19 protein-coding genes are annotated in these 21,870 nt (G+C 73.0%); 11 read left to right on the top strand and 8 right to left on the bottom strand.

What is annotated here, in order from left to right:
• Window positions 1–37: 37 nt before the first annotated feature.
• Entirely contained in the window at window positions 38–1,423 is a 1,386-nt protein-coding gene (locus ACIBI5_RS51355) for an FAD/NAD(P)-binding protein (RefSeq protein WP_397258675.1), read from the bottom strand.
• Window positions 1,424–1,511: 88 nt separating this feature from the next.
• Here ACIBI5_RS51355 and ACIBI5_RS51360 point away from each other — a divergent pair, with 88 nt between their 5' ends.
• On the top strand, window positions 1,512–2,606 hold the full coding sequence (locus ACIBI5_RS51360; RefSeq protein WP_397258677.1) for a response regulator transcription factor: 1,095 nt from the start codon (window positions 1,512–1,514) through the stop codon (window positions 2,604–2,606).
• On the opposite strand, the gene ACIBI5_RS51365 is transcribed toward ACIBI5_RS51360, so the two are convergent.
• The 5 genes from ACIBI5_RS51365 to ACIBI5_RS51385 are packed head-to-tail and all read right to left on the bottom strand — an operon-like array spanning window position 2,563 to window position 7,162.
• Window positions 2,563–3,633: a nitrilase-related carbon-nitrogen hydrolase gene (locus ACIBI5_RS51365; RefSeq protein ID WP_397258679.1), complete on the bottom strand. Its 1,071-nt coding sequence runs from the start codon at window positions 3,631–3,633 to the stop codon at window positions 2,563–2,565. The genes ACIBI5_RS51360 and ACIBI5_RS51365 overlap by 44 nt on opposite strands.
• Window positions 3,630–4,655 (bottom strand): ABC transporter substrate-binding protein, encoded by a 1,026-nt coding sequence (locus tag ACIBI5_RS51370; protein ID WP_397258681.1) that lies wholly within the window; start codon window positions 4,653–4,655, stop codon window positions 3,630–3,632. The genes ACIBI5_RS51365 and ACIBI5_RS51370 overlap by 4 nt, the downstream gene beginning before the upstream one ends.
• Window positions 4,652–5,425, bottom strand: a complete 774-nt coding sequence (locus tag ACIBI5_RS51375) for an ABC transporter permease (RefSeq protein ID WP_397258683.1) — start codon at window positions 5,423–5,425, stop codon at window positions 4,652–4,654. The genes ACIBI5_RS51370 and ACIBI5_RS51375 overlap by 4 nt, the downstream gene beginning before the upstream one ends.
• Window positions 5,422–6,180 (bottom strand): ABC transporter permease, encoded by a 759-nt coding sequence (locus ACIBI5_RS51380; protein ID WP_397258685.1) that lies wholly within the window; start codon window positions 6,178–6,180, stop codon window positions 5,422–5,424. The genes ACIBI5_RS51375 and ACIBI5_RS51380 overlap by 4 nt, the downstream gene beginning before the upstream one ends.
• Window positions 6,181–6,220: 40 nt before the next feature.
• Entirely contained in the window at window positions 6,221–7,162 is a 942-nt protein-coding gene (locus ACIBI5_RS51385) for a helix-turn-helix transcriptional regulator (protein WP_397258687.1), read from the bottom strand.
• A 62-nt stretch (window positions 7,163–7,224) separates the two neighbouring features.
• Between ACIBI5_RS51385 and ACIBI5_RS51390 the strand changes: the two genes are divergently transcribed.
• Window positions 7,225–8,316, top strand: a complete 1,092-nt coding sequence (locus ACIBI5_RS51390; protein ID WP_397258689.1) for a winged helix DNA-binding domain-containing protein — start codon at window positions 7,225–7,227, stop codon at window positions 8,314–8,316.
• A gap of 74 nt (window positions 8,317–8,390) precedes the next feature.
• Entirely contained in the window at window positions 8,391–9,593 is a 1,203-nt protein-coding gene (locus ACIBI5_RS51395) for an AI-2E family transporter (RefSeq protein ID WP_397258691.1), read from the top strand.
• A 92-nt stretch (window positions 9,594–9,685) separates the two neighbouring features.
• On the opposite strand, the gene ACIBI5_RS51400 is transcribed toward ACIBI5_RS51395, so the two are convergent.
• Together ACIBI5_RS51400 and ACIBI5_RS51405 are read right to left on the bottom strand one after the other, a co-directional pair.
• Entirely contained in the window at window positions 9,686–11,584 is a 1,899-nt protein-coding gene (locus tag ACIBI5_RS51400; RefSeq protein WP_397258693.1) for an ABC transporter ATP-binding protein, read from the bottom strand.
• 506 nt (window positions 11,585–12,090) lie between these two features.
• Complete coding sequence (locus ACIBI5_RS51405) at window positions 12,091–14,340, bottom strand: helix-turn-helix domain-containing protein (protein WP_397258696.1); 2,250 nt, start codon at window positions 14,338–14,340, stop codon at window positions 12,091–12,093.
• 201 nt (window positions 14,341–14,541) lie between these two features.
• Between ACIBI5_RS51405 and ACIBI5_RS51410 the strand changes: the two genes are divergently transcribed.
• From ACIBI5_RS51410 to ACIBI5_RS51445, 8 genes are all read left to right on the top strand, one after another.
• Window positions 14,542–15,102 (top strand): MauE/DoxX family redox-associated membrane protein, encoded by a 561-nt coding sequence (locus ACIBI5_RS51410; RefSeq protein WP_397258698.1) that lies wholly within the window; start codon window positions 14,542–14,544, stop codon window positions 15,100–15,102.
• Complete coding sequence (locus ACIBI5_RS51415; protein ID WP_397258700.1) at window positions 15,099–15,281, top strand: hypothetical protein; 183 nt, start codon at window positions 15,099–15,101, stop codon at window positions 15,279–15,281. The genes ACIBI5_RS51410 and ACIBI5_RS51415 overlap by 4 nt, the downstream gene beginning before the upstream one ends.
• Before the next feature lie 320 nt (window positions 15,282–15,601).
• Window positions 15,602–17,407: an asparagine synthase-related protein gene (locus ACIBI5_RS51420; protein ID WP_397258702.1), complete on the top strand. Its 1,806-nt coding sequence runs from the start codon at window positions 15,602–15,604 to the stop codon at window positions 17,405–17,407.
• Window positions 17,388–17,651 carry a lasso peptide biosynthesis PqqD family chaperone gene (locus tag ACIBI5_RS51425; RefSeq protein WP_397258703.1) on the top strand — a complete coding sequence of 88 codons (264 nt, stop codon included), beginning with the start codon at window positions 17,388–17,390 and terminating at the stop codon, window positions 17,649–17,651. Before ACIBI5_RS51420 ends, ACIBI5_RS51425 begins: the two co-directional genes overlap by 20 nt.
• On the top strand, window positions 17,648–18,079 hold the full coding sequence (locus tag ACIBI5_RS51430; RefSeq protein ID WP_397258705.1) for a lasso peptide biosynthesis B2 protein: 432 nt from the start codon (window positions 17,648–17,650) through the stop codon (window positions 18,077–18,079). The genes ACIBI5_RS51425 and ACIBI5_RS51430 overlap by 4 nt, the downstream gene beginning before the upstream one ends.
• Complete coding sequence (locus ACIBI5_RS51435) at window positions 18,076–19,272, top strand: cytochrome P450 (RefSeq protein ID WP_397258707.1); 1,197 nt, start codon at window positions 18,076–18,078, stop codon at window positions 19,270–19,272. The genes ACIBI5_RS51430 and ACIBI5_RS51435 overlap by 4 nt, the downstream gene beginning before the upstream one ends.
• Entirely contained in the window at window positions 19,272–20,987 is a 1,716-nt protein-coding gene (locus ACIBI5_RS51440) for an ABC transporter ATP-binding protein (RefSeq protein WP_397258709.1), read from the top strand. Before ACIBI5_RS51435 ends, ACIBI5_RS51440 begins: the two co-directional genes overlap by 1 nt.
• Complete coding sequence (locus ACIBI5_RS51445) at window positions 20,984–21,865, top strand: hypothetical protein (protein WP_397258711.1); 882 nt, start codon at window positions 20,984–20,986, stop codon at window positions 21,863–21,865. The genes ACIBI5_RS51440 and ACIBI5_RS51445 overlap by 4 nt, the downstream gene beginning before the upstream one ends.
• Window positions 21,866–21,870: the final 5 nt, after the last annotated feature.

The following is a 21,870-nucleotide window of genomic DNA, read 5'->3' on the forward strand; positions in this document are numbered from 1 at the left end:
TCTGATGACCGGGGTATCCGCGCGGGGGGTGCGTGGGCTACTGAGCGGTGAGCGCCTGCGCGGTGGCGGCGGCCTGGGCGGCGACCGCCGGGATGCTGGAGGTCACGAACGTCCCGCCCGCCGCCAGATCGCCCACGACGTGCAGCGGAGCGCCGGCCGGCACCTCCAGCCCGCCCCCGGGCGCCGTCGCCGCCAGGCCCTCGGCCAGCAGCGAGGCGACCAGGGACGCGGCCGGCTCGGGCACCGCCTGCGGCGGCGGGTTGACGGCGTTGACCACGACGTCGGCCCGTGAGCCGCCGCCGGTGGCCGTGATGCGGAAGCCCGGGTCCGACGGCACGACCGCGCTCAGGCCGCGGACGAGCGTGAGCTGCCCGGCCTCCAGCAACCGGTCCAGCCGGACGGCGTTCACCGGCACCATCGGCGAGCTGAGGCTGACGGCCGTGCGGTGGTGCGCGCCGGTCAGCCGGTCGCGGTCCTCCAGAACGCTCCAGGCCAGCGGGCCGAGCGTGTGCGCCGCCTGCTGCACGATCCGGCGGCCCAGCTCCGGGGCGTCGATCGCGGCGAGCTGGCGGCGCAGCCGTACGGCCGGATCTTCGAACGGGGTGGCCAGCAGGTCGGCGGCGAAGGCGTCGAAGTCCTCGCCCAGATCGTCCAGTTCCGCGCGCACCAGCCGGGCCACGTCGCCGGTCGTGCGGACCTCGCGCAGACGGGCCGCCGTCAGGTGCCGCGGTTCGTGGCGGACCGGCCGCTGCCACACGTGGGGCAGGACGCCGCTGCGCGACAGCAGGGTGATCGGGCCCGCGTGGCCCGCCGACGCGAGGGCGACCGCCACGTCGACCGCGGTCAGCCCGCTGCCGATCACCGCGACCGCGCCGCCTCGCGGCACGTCCCGCACGGTGCGGGCGAGCGGGTAGGGGTCGGCGACGTAGCCGGGCGTGCCCGCCAGGCCGAAGAGGTCGTGCGGAGTCCCGCTGCCGACGCACAGCACCATCCGGTCCACCGCCTGCTCGTGGCCGCCGGACGTCCGCACCACCAGCTCCGCGTCGCGCCGCGCCACGCCGGTGACCCGGTCGCGGCGGACGTCCACCGGCAGCCGCGCCGCCGCCGCGGTGGCGGTCTCGTGCAGGTACTCGCCGTACAGGGCGCGCGGCACCAGCGGCACGCCGAAGCGCTCGTCCAGGTGCGCCGCCGCCCGCTCGCCGAGCCAGCGCGCGTAGTGCCCCTGGTCGCCGTCGCGGATCGACATGATCACGGGCGGCGCGTTCACCCGCACGGCGTCAAGGTCGGGCCCGTACGCCCGCCCGCTCCACAGCCGCGCCGACGGCTCGAACACGGTGACGGAGGCGGGCCGCGCGTCCAGCCGGGCCAGGGAGTCGAGCAGGGCGACCGCGGCGGCCCCGCCTCCGACGATGGCGATTCTCATGAGGGAGATGCTGGCCGCCGCCCCGCCCCGGGCCCATCCCTCATCTGGGGGATGCGCGTATCCGCCCGTGAACAGGCAGGGTGGAGGCGTGGGTTCTCCTTCCGCGGTACGGCGGCGCCGTACCGACGTGCTGGCTCGCGCGGAACGGGCGCGGCACGCCGACGAGCTGTTCGCCGTCACCTCGGCGCGGCTCCGGCGGGTCGTGGCCTTCGACGCCGCGGTGTGGTCGGCGACCGACCCGGAGACCGGGCTGGTCACCGCCCCGATGCGGGTGGAGAACCTCGGCGGCGGCGAGCACTGCGCGGCCTACTGGGAGAGCGAGATCCTGGGGGAGAGCCCCTTCGCCTTCCGCGACCTGGCCCGCGCCGAGGTGGCCGTGGCGAGCCGGCGGCACGGCGGCGGCCGCCCCTGGCAGGCGGAGAACGAGGAGCTGCGCGCGGTCCTGCGCACCGGCCGGCGGACGTGGGGCGTGGTGAGCCTGTTCCGCGACAAGGGGCGGGCGCCGTTCGGGCCGGAGGAGCTGGAGTTCGTGGCGAGCCTGTCGGCGCCGCTGGCCGCGCGGCTGCGCTCCTTCGCCCGGCCCGCCGGCCTACGGCCGGCGCCGGACGCGCCCGGTCCGGGCCTGGTGCTGTTCGACGCGTCGGGACGGGCGACGTCGGTCAACGAGGAGGCCCGCCACTACCTGGCCAGACTCCCCGCCGGTCCGTCGGCGGGCAGCGAGCTGGGCGTGCGCCTGCCCATCTGGATCGTCACCGCCGCCCTGCAGGCCCGCGCCTGCGCGCCCGGTCAGGCCGCCCGCGTGCGCATCCGCGCCGCCGACGGGCACTGGCTGGTGTGCCACGCCTCGGCCATGAGCGGCCCCGGCGGTGCGGCGGGCCCGACCGTCCTGGTCATCGAGCCCGCCGCCGCCTCCGACATGGCGGTCATCGTGGCCGAGGCGTACGAGCTGTCGCCCCGCGAACTGGAGATCACCCAGCTGATCGCGCTCGGCCTGACCACCGGGGAGATCGCCGGCCGCCTGTTCATCTCCCCGCACACCGTCCGCGACCACATCAAAGCGATCTTCGGCAAGGTCCGGGTGTCCAGCAGGGGCGAGCTGGTGGCCCGCCTGTTCGCCGAGAACTTCTGGCCGCGCCGGGTCAGGACTTCTCCGGACGTACCCAGACATCGCGATCGTGCATGAGCTCGATCTGCCGGCTGATGACCTCCGAGCGGAACTCCGCGTGGGTGTACGGCTTGCGCGTCAGGTACATGTTCTTGGGATAGATGGGCTGGTCGTAGATGACCCGGTACTGCTCGGTCTTCAGGTCCTTGATCCAGTTGTCCCACTGGGCGGTGGAGCGGAAATGGCGCAGGGCGCCGATGTCGATCGTGCCCGCGACCCAGGACGAGCCGCCGCTGTAGTCGTGCCGGCCGGCCACCTGTCCCTTGTAGTCGACGATCATCGACTGGCCGCCGAAGGCGTCGATCGGGTGCTCGGAGTCGGCGTCGAGGTAGTAGGTGCCGAGGTTGCAGGCGATGAGGTAGGCGTTGTTGTCCAGGGCCCTGGCGCGGTTCTGGACCTCGTAGATGCCGTTGCCGGCGTGCGGGTGGGGGTAGGGGCCGCGGTAGATGATCTCGGCGCCGTTCATGGCCAGGCCGCGGGCGTTCTCCGGGTAGGAGCCCTCGTTGGCCATGAGGATGCCGATGCGGCCGATCTCGGTGTCGGCGACCGGGTAGAAGCTGTCGAGCGTCTCGCCGTAGAGCTCCACCCAGCGGTCCCACACGTCGTGGGGCGTCACCGAGTGCTCCACGGGCAGCAGCGGCACCGTCTTGTAGTGCCTGAGCACGATCTCGCCCCGCGGGTCGATGACGAAGCCGAGGTTGAAGAACAGGCCGGGGAACTCCGGGTGGCGGGCCTTGGCCTGGGCGATGAGATAGGCGTCCCACCGGACGGCCAGCTCGGCCAGCCGGGCGGTCTCCGGGCCGGGCACGTCGATGGCGCAGTTGGCGGCGAAGTCCTCGTGGTCGAGGTCGAGGACCTCGTCGTTGAAGCCCTGGAGCGCGCCTTCCGGGATCGCGATCAGCCGTACCGGGAGGTCGAGGCTGGACAGCCAGGAGGCGGCCTTGATCAGGTGGCCGATGTGGTCGATGTTGTGGTGGATGTCCTCGCGGTGACGGATGCCGCGCATGGTGGGCACGAGCCCCACCGCCTGGTAGGGAGCGATCATGAGGAGGCACCTCCGGCCAGCATCGGTGTGACGTCGAACTTCTGCTTCAGGTAGCCGAACTCGAGCATCATGTCCGCCACCCGCTGGAGCCGCGCGGCGTCGACGGACGTGGAGTAGCCGCCGAGCTTCATCTCGCCGGCCGTGGCGCGGTCGATCTTCGTGTACTTCTCCAGGGCCGGGGCGATCTCGGCGGGGCTGGCGACGGCCAGGCCGGCGGCCTTGCGCACGGCGCGCTGGAAGGCGGCCACGGCCTTCGGGTTGCTCCGCGCGAAGGTCTCCGTGGTGAGGTAGCCGGAGATCGGGAAGTCGGCGGTGGGCCCGGTGAAGATGTCGCTCAGCACGACCGCGCCCTTCTTGGCCGCCGCCTGGTGGAACGGCTCGGGCAGGAAGGCCACGTCCACCTGGCCGCCCTCCAGCGCCGCGCCCATCTCGGGGAAGGGCCGCTCGACGAAGCTGACGTCCGCCGGCGTGAGCCCGGCGGGCTTCAGCAGGGCGCTCACGGACAGCGTGGCGACGTTGTTCAGGGTGTTGACGCCGATCGTCGCCCCCTTGAGCCCGGCGACCGTGGTGATCGGCGAGCCCTTCTTCGTCATGAGGACGAAGTTGCCGGGCTTGGCCACGTAGGCGTCACCAATGATCTTGGTCTTCACCACGCCGCCGGCGGAGGCGGCCAGGGCGGAGACGTAGTTGCTGTGCAGGACGTCGAGCTTGCCGGAGACCAGGTCGGGCATCGCCGCCGCGCCGCCCGCGATCACCTCGACCTCGACCTTGAGCCCTTCGGCGGCGAAGTAGCCCTTGTCGATGGCGAGTTGCACGGGCGCCACTTCGGGAAGGGCCAGCATGCCGATCGTGATATCGGTCTTTTCCCGGCCATTTTCCTGCCCGGCCGAATTGCCGCCGCACGCGGCGATCACCAGCGTGGCGGCACAAAAGAGAGAAAAGCGGCGAAACTCTAACATAAGAGCTCCAAGGGCCGATATAACGGTGATCTTGAGACTACTCGTGAATGGCTCCCATGTCATGACCTGTTATCTTGCGCGGTGTCATGCCAGGTGAGGATGCGGCGTTCCAGATAAAGAAAGCCCTGGTTGAGCACATAGCCCAGCACGCCCAGCAGCACGATGGCGCCCCAGACGCCCGGCAGGTCGAAGGCGCGCTGGGCGGCGCGGAGCTGGAAGCCGATGCCCTCGGTGCTGAAGAACTCCGCGATGACCATGAGGATCAGGGCCAGGGAGAGGCTGAGGCGCAGCCCCGCGAAGATCTTCGGTGCGGCGGCCGGAAGGATCACCCGGAACACGCGCTGCCCGCGCGAGAGGCCGAAGGCCCGCGCCGTGTCCAGATGCAGCGGGTCCACGTGGCGGGCGCCGTCGGCCGCGTTGAACAGCACCGGCCAGACGATCCCGAACGTGATCACGGCGATCTGCATGCGGGTCCCCGTCGAGAACAGCGCCAGCATCAACGGCAGCAGCGCGGGCGGCGGCAGCGCCCTTCCGAACTGGACGGCCGGGTCGAGGAGCCGGTAGAGCAGCGGCGACCGGCCCAGGGCCACGCCCAGCGCGACACCGGCCACGCCCGAGACGGCCCAGCCCGCGAGCAGCCTGCCGAGGCTGGGCGGGAAGTTGGCCAGAGCCGTGTCGTTCAGCCAGAGCCGGGCGGGGGAGCCGGTGAACCACAGTTCGCGCATGTGCGCCACGATCACCGACGGCGGCGGGAAGAACGGATGCGCCATGGCCCGAGTGGCCAGTTCCCAGACGATCAGGACGGCGGGCACCACCACGACCCGCGCGATCACCGGGCCGCCCGCCAGTGGAAGAGGCGGCGTTCCGCCCAGGCGAACGCGCCGTTCGTGACGACGCCCAGCACTCCGGCCCACACGGTGGCGGCCACCGTCAGCGTGAGCCCGTCGGGGCTGCTGCCGGCCAGGATGATGAACGCGCCGATCCCGCTCGACCCGCCGGCCAGCAGTTCGGTGCTGATGGCCAGGATGAGCGCGATCGTCGCGGCCACCCGGATCCCGGTCGCGATGAACGGCGCCGTGCTCGGCAGCGAGACCCGCAGCAACACCGCGATCCGGCCGAACCCGAAGGCCCGCAGCGTCTCCTTGGCCAGGGGATCGACCTCCTTGAGGCCGTACATCGTGTTGATCAGCACGGGCCAGACGGAGGCGTACACGATCATCGCGATCTTCATGTCGAGCCGCTCGCTGAAGACGAACGCGGCCAGCGGGATGAGCGCCACGGACGGGATGGGCCGCAGGAACTCGATCACCGGCCGCAGCGCCGCCTCGATCGGCGGCACGCTGCCGAGCAGGAGCCCGGCCGGTACGGCCACCGCCACGGTGAGCAGCAGTCCCAGCGCCCAGCCGGCGAAGGTGGCGCCGACATCCAGCAGGAACGCCGGATCCATGGCGAGTCGCGCGGCGGTGGCCAGCACGGTGGAGGCCAGCGGGAATTGCGCCGTGGAGACGATTCCCAGCCGGCCCGCCGCCTCCGCCAGAACGAACAGGCCGGCCGTGCCGATGAGCCCGCAGACTAAGGCGTTTTCCAAAGGAGTGTCGCGCTCAGCAGAAATAGCGGCCTCCGGGGTTTTATCCTGATGCTTTCGCATAACGGCGAGCAAGGTGGGCGAAGGCGTCTTTGAGCGCGGGTGGCCCGACGACCTCGATGTCGGCGTCGAACCGGCCGATGGCAGCGGCCAGGCCGGGCCAGGACCACGAGCCGAGGATGAGCCGGCAGCGGTCCGGGCCGAGTTCCTCCACGACGCCGTCGCGGGCGTAGGGGGAGACGTCGGCGGCGGGCAGGCTGAGGATCACCTCGCCGCGGCAGGGCCAGTCGCCGGAGGCGTCGACGCCCCGGAACCTCTCGGCCACGAACGCCGCCACGTCCCCCAGATCACGCGGGGTGAAGCGGGGACCCGACGGGGTGCGCGGGGTGACGCGGTCGGCACGGAAGGTGCGCCAGTCGCCGCGGTCGAGATCCCAGGCGACCAGATACCAGCGGCCGCCCCAGGTCAGCAGGTGGTGGGGCTCCACCCGGCGCGGCGCGTCGGCCCCCGCGTAGCCGAAGCGCAGCACCTCGCGGGCGTGGACGGCGGCGCCGAGCACCGTGAGCACGCCGCTGTCGGCCGGGGGGTGCTGACGGGCCCGGTCGACCGCGGTGATCTGGAGGGTGTCGATGCGGCGGCGCAGCCGGGCGGGCATGACCTGCCGGACGGTGTTCAGCGCCCGCGCGGCGGCTTCCTCGATGCCGGCGCCGCTGGTGGCCGCGCTCTGCAGGGCGATGGCCAGCGCGACGGCCTGCTCGTCGTCGAACAGCAGCGGCGGCAGGTCGGTGCCGGCGTCGAGCCGGTAGCCGCCGTCGGGGCCCTTCACCGCCGCGATGGGGTAGCCGAGTTCGCGCAGCCGGTCCACGTCCCTGCGCACGGTGCGCGGGCTGATCTCCAGCCGCTCGGCCAGCAGGGCGCCGGGCCAGTCGCGGCGTACCTGGAGCAGGGAGAGCAGCGACAGCAGCCGTGCCGACGTCTTGAGCATGACCTCTATGTTGCCCTGAGAAGAGGACACAAACTGACCGCTTCTTCTGCGATCTTTGGAGGATGACCGTACTCGGCACCCGGGCGCTCAACCGCGCCACCCTCGCCCGTCAGATGCTGCTCGACCGCGCCGACCTGCCGGCCCTGGACGCCGTCGCGCACCTGTGCGGGCTGCAGGCGCAGGAGCCGCAGGAACCGTTCGTGGGGCTCTGGTCGCGGTTGCGGGCGTTCGATCCGGCCGAGCTGTCCGATCTGCTGGTACGGCGGAGCGTGGTCCGTACCCACCTCATGCGCAGAACCGTTCACCTGCTCACCGCCGAGGACGTCCTGGCCTGGCGCCCCCGCCACGACGCCATGCTGCGGCAGCGGGTCCTCGGGACCTACCGCCGCGAGCTCGCCGGCGTCGACCTGGGCGAACTCGCCGCGGCGGGCCTGGCCGTCATGGCCGACGGCGAGCCGCGCTCGATGGCGGAGCTCGCCCGCGCGGTGGCCGATCGCTGGCCGGAGCCGGGGACGCGGGCCCTGGGCGAGATGCTGGTGGCCGCGCTCATCCCGATGGCGCAGATGCCGCCGCGCGGGGTGTGGCGGACCAAGGGCGGCGTGCGCAACACGCCGCTGTCCACCTGGCTGGGCCGGGACGTCGTGCCCTCGCCCGCGAACGGCGCCGATCCGGCCGGCGCGGCACTGGTCCGGCGGTACCTGGCCGCCTACGGCCCCGCCGCGACGGCCGACGTGCGCGCCTGGAGCGGCCTGGCCGGACTGCCCGCGGCGGTGGCGTCGATCCGCGCGGAGCTGGTCGCCTTCCGCGACGAACGAGGCCGGGAACTCCTGGACCTCCCCGGCGCCCCGCGCCCCGACCCGGACACGCCCGCCCCGGTGCGGTTCCTGCCCGCCTTCGACAACGCGCTCCTCGGCTACGACGATCGCACCCGGATCGTCGACGACGCCCACCGCGGCGTGTCGGTCGCGGGCACCCGCGTCGTCCTGGCCGACGGCCGGGTGGCCGCGACCTGGACCGTCGAGTCCGGCGTCGTGACCGTCACCCCGCTGCGGGCCTTCTCCCGGGCCGAGCACGCGGAGGTGATCGAGCAGGGACGGGCCCTGGCGTCGTTCCTGTCCGACGGCGAGACCGGCCACGCGCGGATCGCTCACTGAGCCCGCGGGCGCGGTCAGGACGGTAGAAGGCGGCCGGTGAGGGCAGATGTCGTCCCTCACGTTCAGGAGCCGCCATGTCCGACGACGCGCCCGCGCCCGACCCGTCCCACCCCGCCCGGCGCCCGGCCCCCGCCGCGGGGAGCGGCCCCGGCACGCCGGAGCCCGGCACACCGGAGCCCGGCACGCCGGTGCCCGGCCCTCGCGGGCCGGCCGAGCCCGCCGGGATGATGCCGTTCGGCAAGCCGGGACGGCCGTTCGGCGGCAGCCCGTTCACGTTCGGCTTCACCGCCGCCCTCGGCGTGCTGACCGCCTGGATGCTGGTCCAGGCGTTGACCGCGGCCGCCTCGATGATCATCCTGATCGTCGTCTCGCTGTTCCTGGCCGTCGGCCTGGACCCCGCCGTGCGGTGGCTGCAACAGCGCGGCCTGCCGCGCTGGGCCGCGATCTCGGTGGTGTTCGCCGGCGTGATCGCCTTCTTCGCCGGGTTCGGCCTCGCGGTCGTCCCGGCGCTGTCGCAGCAGGCCGGCCAGTTCATCGACCAGGTCCCCGCCTACGTCGAGCAACTGCAGAACAACCCCCAGATACGCGACCTGGACCAGCGCTACGGCCTGCTGGAGCGCCTGCAGACCTACCTGACCAGCGGAGATCTCGGCCGGCAGGTCTTCGGCGGGCTGCTGGGCGTGGCCGGAGTCCTGGTCAGCGCGGTGTTCTCGGCGCTGACCGTGCTCATCCTCACCCTGTACTTCCTGGCCTCCCTGCGCTCGGTCACCCGCACAGGCTACCGGCTCGTCCCCAGGAGCCGCCGCGCCCGCGTGCAACTGCTCGGCGACGAGATACTCAACCGGGTCGGCGGGTACGTGGCCGGTAACCTGATCATCTCGTTCATCGCCGGTGTGACCAGCTTCTTCTTCCTGTCGATCGCCGGCGTGCCGTACGCGCTGCCGCTCTCCCTCATCGTCGCCATCACCGACCTCATCCCGCTGATCGGGGCCGGCATCGGCGCGGCGGTGGCCACGCTGGTGGCGTTGTTCGTCTCGGTGCCGGTGGCGATCGCCACGCTGGTGTTCTTCGTCGTCTACCAGCAGATCGAGAACTACCTGATCGCGCCGAGGGTGATGAAGTCCTCCGTCGACGTGCCCGCCGCCACCACGATCGTGGCGGCGCTCATCGGCGGCGCCCTGCTCGGCGTCGTGGGCGCGCTCCTGGCCATCCCGGTCGCCGCGGCCGTCCAGCTGATCGTCGGCGAGGTGGTGTTCCCACGGCAGGAACACCACTGAGCGCCTCGACGGGCCGATCGGTGCCGGCCCATCGGGCACGCGCCGGCGCGGCGCGATGCCCGCGCGACCGGGCCCTCCCGGACCCGGTCACGTCAGCGGCCCAGGCGCGACAGCGCGGGCGGCATGTGCTTGAGCCGGATCCGGTTGGACCGCCGGACCGGTTCGAGCACGATCATCGCCGCGTCCGGCGGCACGTGCCGCAGGTCGTGGGTGATCAGGATGGTCGTGCGGCCCTCCATCAGCCGCCGCATCGGCTCCTGCACGCGCGCCGCCGTCGCGGCGTCCAGGCCGGTCATCGGCTCGTCCAGGACGAGCACCGGCGCGTTGCGCAGCAGGGCACGCGCGATCGCGATGCGCTGGAGCTGCCCACCGGACAGCAGCCGCCCGCGCTGCCCGAGCGGGGTGTCGTACTTGTCGGGCAGCCGGTTGATGAAGTCGTGCGCGTCGGCCAGCTTGGCGGCGGCCACGATCTCCTCGAAACTCGCCCCGGGCTTGCCGTAGGCGATGTTGTCGCGGGCCGTACCGGAGAAGAGCAGGTTCTCCTGCTGCAGGATCGTGATGTGGTCGCGTAGCGAGGTGCTGGTGATGTCGCGGATGTCCGTGCCGTCCAGCAGGATCCGGCCGCTGGTGGGCTCGTAGAAGCGCAGCAGCAGCTTGGCCAGCGTCGACTTGCCCGCGCCGCTGGGGCCGGTGCAGACGATGGTCTGGCCGGGCTCGACGGTGAAGGACAGTCCGGCCAGCGTCGGCCTGGTCCGGTTCGGGTAGGTGAAGCCCACCTGCTCGAACGTGATCCGGCCGGGCACGGGCCCGATCAGCGGCCGGGCGGCTGGGCTGTCGGCGACGCCGGGACGGGCCTTGAGCACCTCCATCACGCGGTCGGAGCCGGCCGCGGCCTCGGAAACGGTAAGCGCCAGTTCGCCCAGGTTCTGGACGGCGGGGTAGAGGAAGGCGAGGTAGGCCGCGAACGCCAGCAGCCCGCCGATCGTCAGGCGGCCGGCCGAGATCTCCCACGCGCCGAATCCCAGGATGACGATCATGCAGATGGTCTCGAGCACCTGTACGGCGGGGCCGTACAGGCCGGACAGCCAGGCCTGCGACATGTTGGCCCGCAGCCAGGTCTCGCCCTGGCGGTGCAGGTGGCCCGCCTCGGCCTCCTGGCGGTTGTGGGCCTGCACCAGGGTCTGGTTGGACAGGCTCTCCTCGATGACGCTGTTCATCATGCCGTTGCTCTGCCGCTCGCGGGCGGCCGCGCCCCTGAACTTGGCCGCGAACAGCTTGGAGATGATGACGAACCCGGGAATGAGCGCGAAGGTGATCAGCGCGAGGTCCCAGCGGACGATGAACGCCGCGGTCGCGAACACGATCACGCTGATGACCGTCGTGAACGCCTTGACCAGGCCGGACCCGACCAGCGTCTCGATGGCCTCGATGTCGTCGGTGAGCCGGGCCATCAGGTCGCCCAGGCGCCGGTTGTTGAAGAAGTCCGGGGTGAGCGTCTGCACGTGCGCGAACACCCGGTCACGCAGGTTCAGCAGGAAGCGCTCGGCGGCCAGCGCCGTGATGTAGGCGCCGCCGAAGGCGGCCATGCCGGCGACCACCGCCAGGCCGAGCCAGGTGAGCGCCGGGGTCCAGAACGCCCCCAGATCCTGCCGGGCGAGCACCTCGTCGGTGATGACGGCGAACAGTCCGATGGCCGCCACCTCGCACAGCGCCGCCACGATGGCGAGCACGCCGCCGATGACGAACAGCCTGCGGACGCCGCGGGTGTCGGGCCAGAACTCGGCGAAGGTCTTGCGGATCATGACGGCGGGCGCGAGCTCCGGGCCGTGCGGGCCCGATCGCGCCCCCGGCTGGGCGGAAAGGGAGAGCCGACGGGAAACCCGCCGGCTCTTCCCAGTGGTGGTTACCACCACCACCTCCGCCGCCCGCAGCCGCAGCGGCGGCGACGACGGCAGCGTCTGCGGCCGCCCCACCATCCGCCGCCGCCCCATCCCCAGTCATCCCAGTGACGCGTAGGGAAACCGACAGGAGTCATGATCCCCCTCCTTTGTGCGTGCACTCACATGCGAGTGCTGCCTGTGCTGACAAATAGGACGCTAACACCCGAATCGCGTCATATCGGCCATTAGGGGAGTATTTGGGCAGGGTTTGACGCGGCGCCCGGGAGGCCCCGCCCGATAATCGGCCGCGCGACCCCGGAAAAGCGTCAATCATGCCTGTTCAGCGCGGTGTCGGAGGTCCGTGCCCGCCGGGCGGGAAGCCGCCGCGACCGGCGCTTCGAGCTGTTTCGCGGCACCCACGTTAAAGCGCAAATAAATAGAGGGGCCGATCTCTAACGAAAACGGCAACCTTTCCTATGTGAGCTTTCGCCGGAGAGTGCCTCACCTGCTAGTTTTCCGATGTCGAGCCTTTCGTTTAGTCGGCAGGTCCGCTGGGCAGGGACGCGGTCCGCCGGGGCCGTCATGTGCCCGCCGGGACCTCGTGATCTTTGCTCCCTTTACCCTTGCCGGGTGCGCGCGGCCTTCAGGCCCGCGCTGGCCTCCGTCTGGCCCCAGCGGTCGCCGCTCTGCCTGCTCAGCGTCAGGGCTCTGGTGAAGTGCCTGCGCGCCATCCCGGCGTCGCCGACCTCCAGCCACGTGGCTCCCAGGGCCGTGCGTACCGTGCTCTCGCTCAGCCGGTCGCCCAGCAGCCTGCTCAGCTCCAGCGCGCGTACGAGGTGGCGGCAGGCCAGCCCCGCCTCGCCCGCCTCCAGGTGCGCCAGCGCCACCGCGGTGCGCGCCTGGATCTCCCCCCACGGATCGGCCGCGCTCCTGCTCAGGGACAAGGCCTCCAGCAGGTACGGCATCGCCCGCTCCGCCCGCCCCATCCTGCGCAGGCTGTCGCCGAGCCCGCTGAGCCCGCGGTTGCCCCCGACCGGGTCGTCCACCTCCCGGTAGAGCATGACGGACAGCAGGAAGTGGTCGGCGGCCACGGCGTACTCGCCCGCGCGGTGGTGGATGTAGCCGAGATGGGTCAGCGTCTTGGCCTGCCCGACCGGGTCGCCGTTCCAGCAGTCCAGCACCAGGGCCTGGTGGTGCAGCGCGATGGCGCCCTCCCGGTCGTCCGACAGCCAGTACGCGACGCCGAGGTTCTTGAGCGTCTCGGCCTCGCCCTCGCGGTCGCCCAGCCGTTGCACGGCGCTCAGGGCCAGCCGGTGGGTGTGGATCCAGTCGCGCGTGTCGCCGCGCAGCAGGAAGAAGTGCCACAGCGAGCGGGCCAGCTGCCAGGTGTGGACGAGCAGGCCCCCGGCGGCGGCGCTCTCGATGGCGGCGATCAGGTTGGGCAGCTCGCGTTCGAGCCAGCAGATCGCCTCCCGGCGGTCGGCCAGGCGCAGGGCGGGGGCGGCGACCGGGCCGGTGAGCGGGTTGGGGCGTCTGCTGGGCTCGATCAGCTCGGCGGCGTGGTCGGCGATGCGCAGGTAGTGCTCGACGATCCGGCCGAGGGCGGCCTGCCGGTGTTCCTGCTGCTCCCGCTCGGCCAGCACCGCCCGCGCGTAGTCGCGCACCAGGTCGTGGAAGCGGTAGCGGTCGGCCGACGGGCGCTGCAGCAGGTGCGCCTGGATGAGCTGCTCCAGCAGCGGCTCCGCGGCCTCGACCGGCTGGCCGGTCAGCGCGGCGGCGCCCGCGAGGCCCACGTCCACGCCGGGGATCAGGCCGAGCAGGCGGAACATCCGGCGGGCCGGTCCGCCGAGCTTGCCGTAGGAGGTGGAGAAGGCGGCGATGACGCTGCGGCTGCCCGCCTGGAGTTCGGCCAGGCGCCGGTGCTCCTGGCGCAGCTTCTCGTTGAGGTGGCCGGGGGTCCACGACAGGCGGTGGCGTAGCCGGGCGGTGACGATCCTGATGGCGAGGGGGAGGTAGCCGCACAGCCGTACCGTCTCCTCGGCGTCACCGAGGTCGGCGGGCGGGCCGGCGTCGGCGATCTTCATGAACATGGCCAGGGCGTCTTCGGCGCTGAGCTCGCCCAGCGTGATCGTGCCCGTGCCGTCCAGGTCCACCAGCCGGGCCCGGCTGGTGATCATCATCAGGGACGGCGTGGCCCCGGGTAACAGCGGCATCACCTGCTCGGCGTCGACGGCGTTGTCCAGGACGATCAGCATGCGCCGCCTGGCCAGCGCCGAACGCCACAGGGAGGCGCGCCGGCCGGCCTCGGCGGGAATGCCCTCCTCCGGTACTCCGGCGGCGCTCAGCAGCGCCTTCAGCGCGTCAGAGGCCGGCATCGGCGCGACGCCGGCGGTGTGCCCGTGCAGGTCGAGGAAGATCCGTCCGTCCGGATAGCCCTCCTTGAGCTGGTGCGCCGCGTGCAGGACGAGCGTCGTCTTGCCCACGCCCGCCATCCCGTCGACCGTCCAGACGCCGCTGGGCGTGCCGCCGGCCTTGAGCAGCGCGCCCAGCTCCTCCGCCCGCCCGGTGAAGTCGGCGATGTCACGCGGCAGATCGTCGTGGGGCAACTCGCCGGGCGAGGGCGGGGGCGGGGGCGCGGCGTCGGGCCTGGCCGGCGGTGCCTCCCGCGCCAGCCGCCACACCCCGCGCAGGATCTCCGCCTCCTGCCGGTCGGCGCCCAGAGCGGCGGCCAGCCGCTCGACCTGCGCGGCGTCCTGCGGCAGCTGCTTGCCCGTGCAGAACCGGTGGACCGTCGAATGGCTCAGCTCCAGCCGCCGGCCCAGCGCCTGATAACTGCGGCCGGAGCGCTTTTTCCACGACTGCAGCATGAAAGCGAATTGTTGCCGTGCCTCAGATTCCGGCATCCGTCCCCCCGGTCACGACGGCCTCCGTCATTTTCCACCATGCCATCCTGGGGATGACCGCGCGGCGGGACGAACCATGGCAAATGCCCAGCTCATCCCGCCCGGATTTCTCATCGCATCTCATTTCCCTGGTGAGACGGGCAAGACCGACGCAGTGTCGGACCCGTGAGCGTCATAACGACTTCGTGGGAATCGCTCGGCGCGCCGGCGGTGCTGGCGGTGCGGATCGTCCTGGCCCTGCTGTTCGGCGTCGCGGGGGTGGGCAAGGTGGTGCGGCCGGGCTCGGCCGCCCGCGCGGCGGTGCAGTTCCGGGTGATGCGCCGGGAGAGCACCGTCTTCGCCGTCGGGCTCGGCGCGGTGGAACTGCTCACTGCGGTGGCGCTGCTGGGGCCGCCACCGCTGACCGTCGCGGGATGTGCGATGGCGGGAGCGCTGTCGCTGTGCTTCATCGCGATCTCGGTTCCGGCGCTGGCGCGCGGGGACCGCTTCGCCTGCGGGTGCCTGTTCGGGCAGGCGCACCTGTCCTGGGTGACGCCGGTGCGCGCGGCGGCGATGGCGGCGGGCGCACTGGCCGCGCTGGTGGTGTATCTGACCGGGGCGCCCGCCGTGCACGCGGGGGCGGTGGCGGACGCGCTCGGCCTGACGGTCCTGGTCATCGGCCTGCCCGCGGCCTTCGGGACCTACCTCACCGTCCAGTCCGCGCACAGGGAGAGGAGGCGGGCATGACCACGATCCTGGTCTACGGGGCGCTGGTGTGGCTGCTGGTGCTGACGTTGCTGCTGGCCCGCATGCTCCGGTTGATGACCGGGATCGAGGCGCTCTCGCCCCACGGTCCCGCCCAGGTTCGGGATCCGGAGCCGGAACCCGGCCGGATCGAAGGCCGAGCAGGAAAGGAGGTGAGCTGAATGCGTGTCTACGAACGTCCGGAAATCACGCCGGAAGGCGGATTCACGGCCCTGACGAACGCCGGCTGCGGCTGTGTCTGGGAATGGCTTACCGACCGTCTCGACTGGTAGCGGACACCTGGAGGTGAATGACATGCGCGTCTACGAACGCCCGGAGATCACGTTCGCCGGCGACTTCCACACCCTGACCAACGGGGGCTGCGGCGGCCCGCACTGGGAGTGGATCTACCCGAACTACTGCCGTTAACCGCCCATGAGGTATTGCAGGCGGCCGCCCGGCCGCCTGCCGTACCGCGAAGGAGGGGAGAGCGACCTTGTCCGTGACAGAAGACCCATGGTTCACCGTCCTGCCCGACCGGGAGGAGAGCACGGACGTGGCACGGCGGATCCACGACACCCGCGGCGGCGCGCACGAGGTGAGCCACCCCTCCGGACGGCCGTGGCTCATCGGGCGCTGGCAGCCCGGCACGCTCACGGTCGGCAGGAGGGCGGGCGCGGCGGTCGCGGCCTTCGGCGAGCACGCGATGAGCGAGGAGCACCTGTCCGGGGGCGCGCCCGGCCTGCCGGCGACGGCTCCCGGCAGCGCGTACCTGATGGTGTCGGAGGGCGGCCGGGTCCGGGTGCGGGGGACGGCCTCCGGGCTGCGCAGGGTGTACACCTGCCGGGTCGGCGGGACGCCCGTCGCGGCGAACCGGGCGCTCGTGCTGGCGGAACTGACCGGGGCCGCGCCGAACCCGGCCAGGCTCGCCACCCGGCTGCTGTTCGCCCACCCGCCGTGGCCGCTGAACTGGCTGCCGGTGTGGGACGGCGTCGACGCCGTGCCGCCCGGCCACGACGCCGTCCTCGACGAGCGCGGCGGCCTCACACAGGCGCGCTGGTGGAGCTATCCCGAGCCGATGGCGCGCGAGGAGGCGGTCGAGGCGCTCAGAACCGCGCTGAGCGAGGCGGTCGCCCTGCGCGCGGGGCCCGGCCGCACGGTCGTCGCGCACCTGAGCGGCATGGACTCCTCGTCGGTCTGCTCCCTGGCCGCCCGCACCGGCGCCGACGTCGTGGCCCTGACCGCCGCCCAGCCCGACCCCATGGACGAGGACGTGCTGTGGGCGGGGCGCACCGCCGCCGCGCTGGCCGCCGCCGGACACCCGGTGCGGCACGAGATCATCTCCGCGGAGGAGTGCCCGCTGGTCTACCACGACATGCTCGGCGCGCACGAGCGCTTCGACGCGCCGTTCCTGCTGCTGCATCACCGCAGCCGGCTCACGCACATCCTGCGGCGCGGCCAGGCGTACGCGCCCGCCGCCCACCTGGCCGGGCTGGGCGGGGACGAGGCCGCCACGATGATGCCCACCTGGCTGCCCACGCTGATCAGGCAGGCGCCGCTCACCGGGACGCGCCACCTGCTGACGGCAGCGGCCAAGAACCGCTGGCCGCTGCGGCGGACGCTGCGGCACCTGGTGACCGGCAGGGCGTACGACGCGTGGATGCGGGCCGCCGCCGACCGCCTCGGCCGCGACGGGCACGGCGTGGACGGGCCCGCGCTGGGGTGGGATCTGCCGCCGACGATGCCCGCGTGGGCGACGCCGTACGCGGTCGAACTGGCCGCCGGTGAACTGCGCGAGGCGGCCGCGCGCCACCTGCCGCTGGCACGAGGGCGCGGCGCGCACCACAACCTCGCCGCGATCCACGGCGGCTGCCAGATGGTCGGCGACTTTCAGCAGATCGCCGCCGCCCGGGGCATCACCCTGTCCGCGCCCTTCTTCGACGACCGGGTCGTCGAGGCGGCGCTGGCGGCCAGGCCCGGGGACCGCTACGACCCGGCCAGGTACAAGCCGGTGCTGGCCGACGCCATGCGCGGCATCGTGCCCGCGGTGACGCTGGGCCGTACCACGAAGTCGGAGACCTCCGCCGGCGCGGTCATGGGCAGCAGGAAGCACCGTGACCAGATCATGGCACTCGCCGAGGACAGCCTCCTGGGCGAGCTCGGCCTCATCGACCCGGATCTCTTCCGCGCCACCTGCCGCGGGCCGATCGACGTGCTGACCCAGCACCGCCGCATCGAGCCCACGCTGGCGTGCGAGATGTGGCTGCGCACCGTGAAGGAGGACGAGCGTGTACGCGCTGGCGCCTGACATCTCCGCCGTCGACACCGACTACGGCATGGCCCTGCTCCACCAGGTACGCGGCGAGTACTGGAGCCTCAACCCCACCGGAGCGATCGTGCTGCGCTCCGCGCTGGAGTCCGGCGACCCCGGCGACGCCGTCGACCGGCTCGTCGCGGCCTTCGACGTGGACGGCGGCGAAGCCGCCCAGGACGTCGCCCACCTCATGGACAGCCTCGTGACCATGGGCATCCTCGTGCGGAGGCCGGCATGAGCGTCGACCCCACGATGGCGCTCGCGCCGCGGGCGTACCCGCCGCTGGAGCGCTGGCGCGCCCGCCTGGCCGTGCTGGCCGCGAAGGCGCTGGCCAGACGCTCGCCGAGCACCATCGTCAGGGTGCTGGGCCGGGTCAGCGCGGGCACCCGCCCGGCCACCTACGCCGAGGCCAGCCGGGCCCGCGAGGTGGTCACCCGCACCAGCAGGGCGTGCGCGAGCCCGAAGGGCTGCCTGCCCCGCTCGATCGCCACCGCGCTGCTGTGCAGGTCGCGGGGGAGCTGGCCGACCTGGTGCGCGGGTGTGCGGGTGCTGCCGCCGTTCGGCGCGCACGCCTGGGTCCTGGCCGAGGGCCGGCCCGTCGACGAGCCCGCCCCGCCGGGCTACCACCGCGTCCTGCTGCAGGTGCCACGGGAGGCCACCCCATGAGCGAGCTGCCGGAGATCCCGATGCCACGCGGCTGCCCCCACCACCCGCCGCCGGGGTACGACCGGCTGCGCGGGCACGGCCCGCTGGCGCGCGCCGTCCTGCGCGACGGCACCCCGGTCTGGGTGGTGACCGGCCACGCGCGGGCGCGTTCGCTGCTGGCCGATCCGCGGCTGTCGTCGGACGCCCTGCACCCGGCCCACCCGCACCTGGCGCGGGAGAAGGGCGCGCCGCCGCCGGACCCGGAGCGCAAAAGGCAGGCGCTGAGCTTCGTGGAGATGGACGACCCCCTGCACGCCGAGCACCGGCGGATGGTCATCCCCCACTTCGGCCCGCGCCGGGTGCGCGAGCTGCGCCCGCACCTGCGCTCGCTGGCCGACGGGCTGATCACGGCGATGATCGGCGCGGGACCGCCCGCCGACCTGGTGAGCGCTCTGGCCGCGCCGCTGCCCGCGCTGACGCTCTGCGCGGTGCTCGGCGTGCCGCGCGAGGACCAGGCCGTCTTCACCGATCACCTGCGCTGGCCGACGCTTCTCGACCCGTCCACCGGCCCGCCGTTCCGGGTGGTCTACGACCTACTGGCCCGGCTCCTGCGCGACAAGGCGGCCCGGCCGGGCGACGACGTGCTCTCCGCCCTGGCCCGCCGGGTCGCCGACGGCGAGCTGAGCGGACGGCAGGCCGAGGAGATGGCCGCCATGCTGGTCATCGCCGGGCACGAGACCACCGCCAACACGCTCGCGCTGAGCGTGTTCACGCTGCTGACCAGGCCGGGCGGGCTGAAGGCGCTCACCGCCGCCACGATGCCCCAGGCCGTCGACGAACTCCTGCGCCACACGAGCGTCGCCGACCCGCTGCCGAGGGTCGCGACCGCCGACATCCCGCTCGGCGACCGGCTGATCAGGGACGGCGACGGCGTCGTCGTGCTCCTGGCCGCCGCCAACCGCGACGCAGCGGCCTTCCCCGCCCCCGACGACCTCGACCTGGGCCGCCGGGACGCCCGCCACCTGACCTTCGGCCACGGCCCGCACCAGTGCCTGGGCAGCAACCTGGCCAGAGCCGAGCTGGAGACCGCGCTGAGCGCGCTGCTCACCCGCCTGCCCACGCTCCGGCTCGCCGAGCCCGCCGGGAGCCTGCCGGTCAAACCCGCGCTGTCCCTGCAGGGCGTCACCCGCCTGCCCGTCACCTGGGGGCCGTGATGGCCGCCTGGAGCGCCCTGCTGGCCCAGGTACGCCCGCACCGGGGCCGGATCCTGGCCGGAGGCCTGCTCGGCCTGGCCGGCGGCGCCGCGGGCCTGATCCAGCCGGTGGCCGCCAAGATGGTCACCGAGGACCTCCTGGCCGGCACCCCGGTGCTCGGCACGCTCGCCCTGCTCACCTCGCTGCTCGTCGCCGGCGCCGTGCTGTCGGCCTGCGGCCGCTACGTGCTGGAGGTCGCCGGTGAGAACGTCGTGCGCGCCGCCCGCGACCGGCTGACCGAGCGCGTCTTCCGCCTGCGCCTGGCCGACTTCGACCGGCTCGAACCCGGCGACCTCATGTCCAGGCTCACCGCCGACATCACCCTGTTGCGCTCGGCGACCACCAACGCCGTCGTCACCGGAGCCACCGGCCTGGTACTCGGCGCCGGGGCGCTCGCGCTCATGGCCACGACCGACCTGGTGCTGCTGGGCGCCACCGCCGCGGTCCTGGCGCTCACGCTGGCCGGGATGGCCCTGGTCATGCCGCGCGTCTCGGCCGCCACCCAGCGCACGCAGGCGGCCGTCGGGCTGCTCGGCGCCATCGTGGAGCGCGTGCTCGGCGCCTACCGGACGGTCAAGGCCAGCGGCGGCGAGCGCCGCGAGAGCGCGCGCGCCGCGCGGGCATCCGGTACGGCGTGGCGGCACGCGATCACCGCCGCCCGCTGGCAGTCGGCGACCGGCGTGGCCGGAACCCTGTCGACGCAGGTCACCTTCCTCGTCGTGCTCGGCCTGGGCGGCCTGCGGGTGAGCCAGGGCACGCTGACGCTGCCCTCGATGATCATGTTCTTGTTCTGCCTGATGTACCTGTCGGGCCCGATCGGCCAGATCCTGTCGGCGTTCACGCAGGTGCAGGTGGGTCTGGCCGCGGTCCGCCGCCTCCAGGAGGTCGACCGCCTGCCCGCCGAACCCCTGGAGGCGCCCGGTGACCCCGATGGCGACGGGGCCTCGGTTCGCTTCCGCGGCGTGCGCTTCGGCTATGGCGGCGGCGCCGTACTGCGGGACGTGGACATCAGCGTCGCGCCCAGGACCATGACCGCCGTCGTGGGCCCGTCGGGAGCGGGCAAGAGCACGCTGTTCGGCCTGCTGGAGCGCTTCTACGACGTCGAGGACGGCGCCGTCGAGGTGGCCGGGCGCGACGTGCGGGACTGGCCGCTGGCCGAGCTGCGGGCGGCCATCGGCTACGTCGAGCAGGACGCGCCCATCCTCGCCGGGACGCTGCGCGACAACCTGCGCTACGCCGCGCCCGAGGCCACCGACGAGCAGATCCACGAGGTGCTGGCGCGGGCCGGGCTCACGCCCCTGCTCGACCAGCTCCCCCAGGGACTCGACACGCCGGTCGGCCACCGGGGCACCACCCTGTCCGGCGGGCAGCGCCAGCGCGTCGCGGTCGCCCGCGCCCTGCTGCGGCGTCCCCGGCTGCTGCTGCTCGACGAGATCACCTCCCAGCTCGACGCCGCCTCCGAGCTGGCCCTGCGGCAGGCGGTCGAGGAGATCGCCGCCACCACCACCGTCATCGTGATCGCCCACCGGCTGTCGACCGTGGTCAACGCCGACACCATCATCGTCCTGGAGGAGGGCAGAGTGCGCGCGGCGGGAACTCATCGGGAACTGCTTATGGCCGACGGCCTCTACCGCGACCTCGCGGCCGGCCAGCTCCTGTCGGCGGCGAGCTCATGAACGACCGGATCTACGTGGCCGGCCCCGACACCTCGTCCGTGGCCGTGCTCGACGCCGTCACCCTCGAACACCTGGCGAGCGTCGGCGCGGGGGCGCGGCCGTACGCGCCGGCGCTGGCGGGCGAGCGCCTGTACGTCACCGACTTTGGCGGAGGGAGCGTCACCGTCATCAGCACCGCCACCCTGGCCGTCGTGGGCCGCATCCCCGTCGGCGACCACCCCGGCGGCATCGTCGTCGACCCCGAAGGCCGCCACGCCTACGTCACCAACTACCAGAGCAGCGACGTGTCGGTGATCGACCTGCGGCGCGGCGCCGTGACCGCCACCATCGCCGTCGGCCGCAACGCCGCCGCCCCCGCGCTGTCGGGCGATCGCCTGTACGTGACCAACTTCGAGAGCCACGACCTGTCGGTGATCGACACGGCGGCCGGCAAGGTGATCGCCACCGTCCCCGTCGGCCTGCACCCCAACGGCGTCGCCGTGACCCGCGACGGCGCCCACGTCTACGTCACCACCACCGGCGCCAACCTGCCCGGCCAGGACAACCACGTGCTGGTCCTGGACACGGCCACCCTGGAGGAGGTCGCCACCATAGGCGTCGAGTCCGGCCCCTACGGCATCGCCGCCTCACCGGCCCACGACCGGGTCTACGTCACCCACTACTACAGCAGGAGCGTCCTCGGCATCGACACCCTGACCAGGCGGATCGTCTCCCGGGCCGAGGTCGGCGAGAGCCCCGAGGCGCTCACCCTGTCCGGGGAGGGAAGCCGCCTGTACGTCTGCAGCACCCGCGCCCACCTGGTCTCGGCCATCGACACCGCCACCGGCCGGATCGTCGCCACCGCCCCGGTACGCCGCCCCGCCGGAGTGGCCGCCTAGAGCCG

This window comes from Nonomuraea sp. NPDC050540 (assembly GCF_044457485.1).
GTDB lineage: Bacteria > Actinomycetota > Actinomycetes > Streptosporangiales > Streptosporangiaceae > Nonomuraea.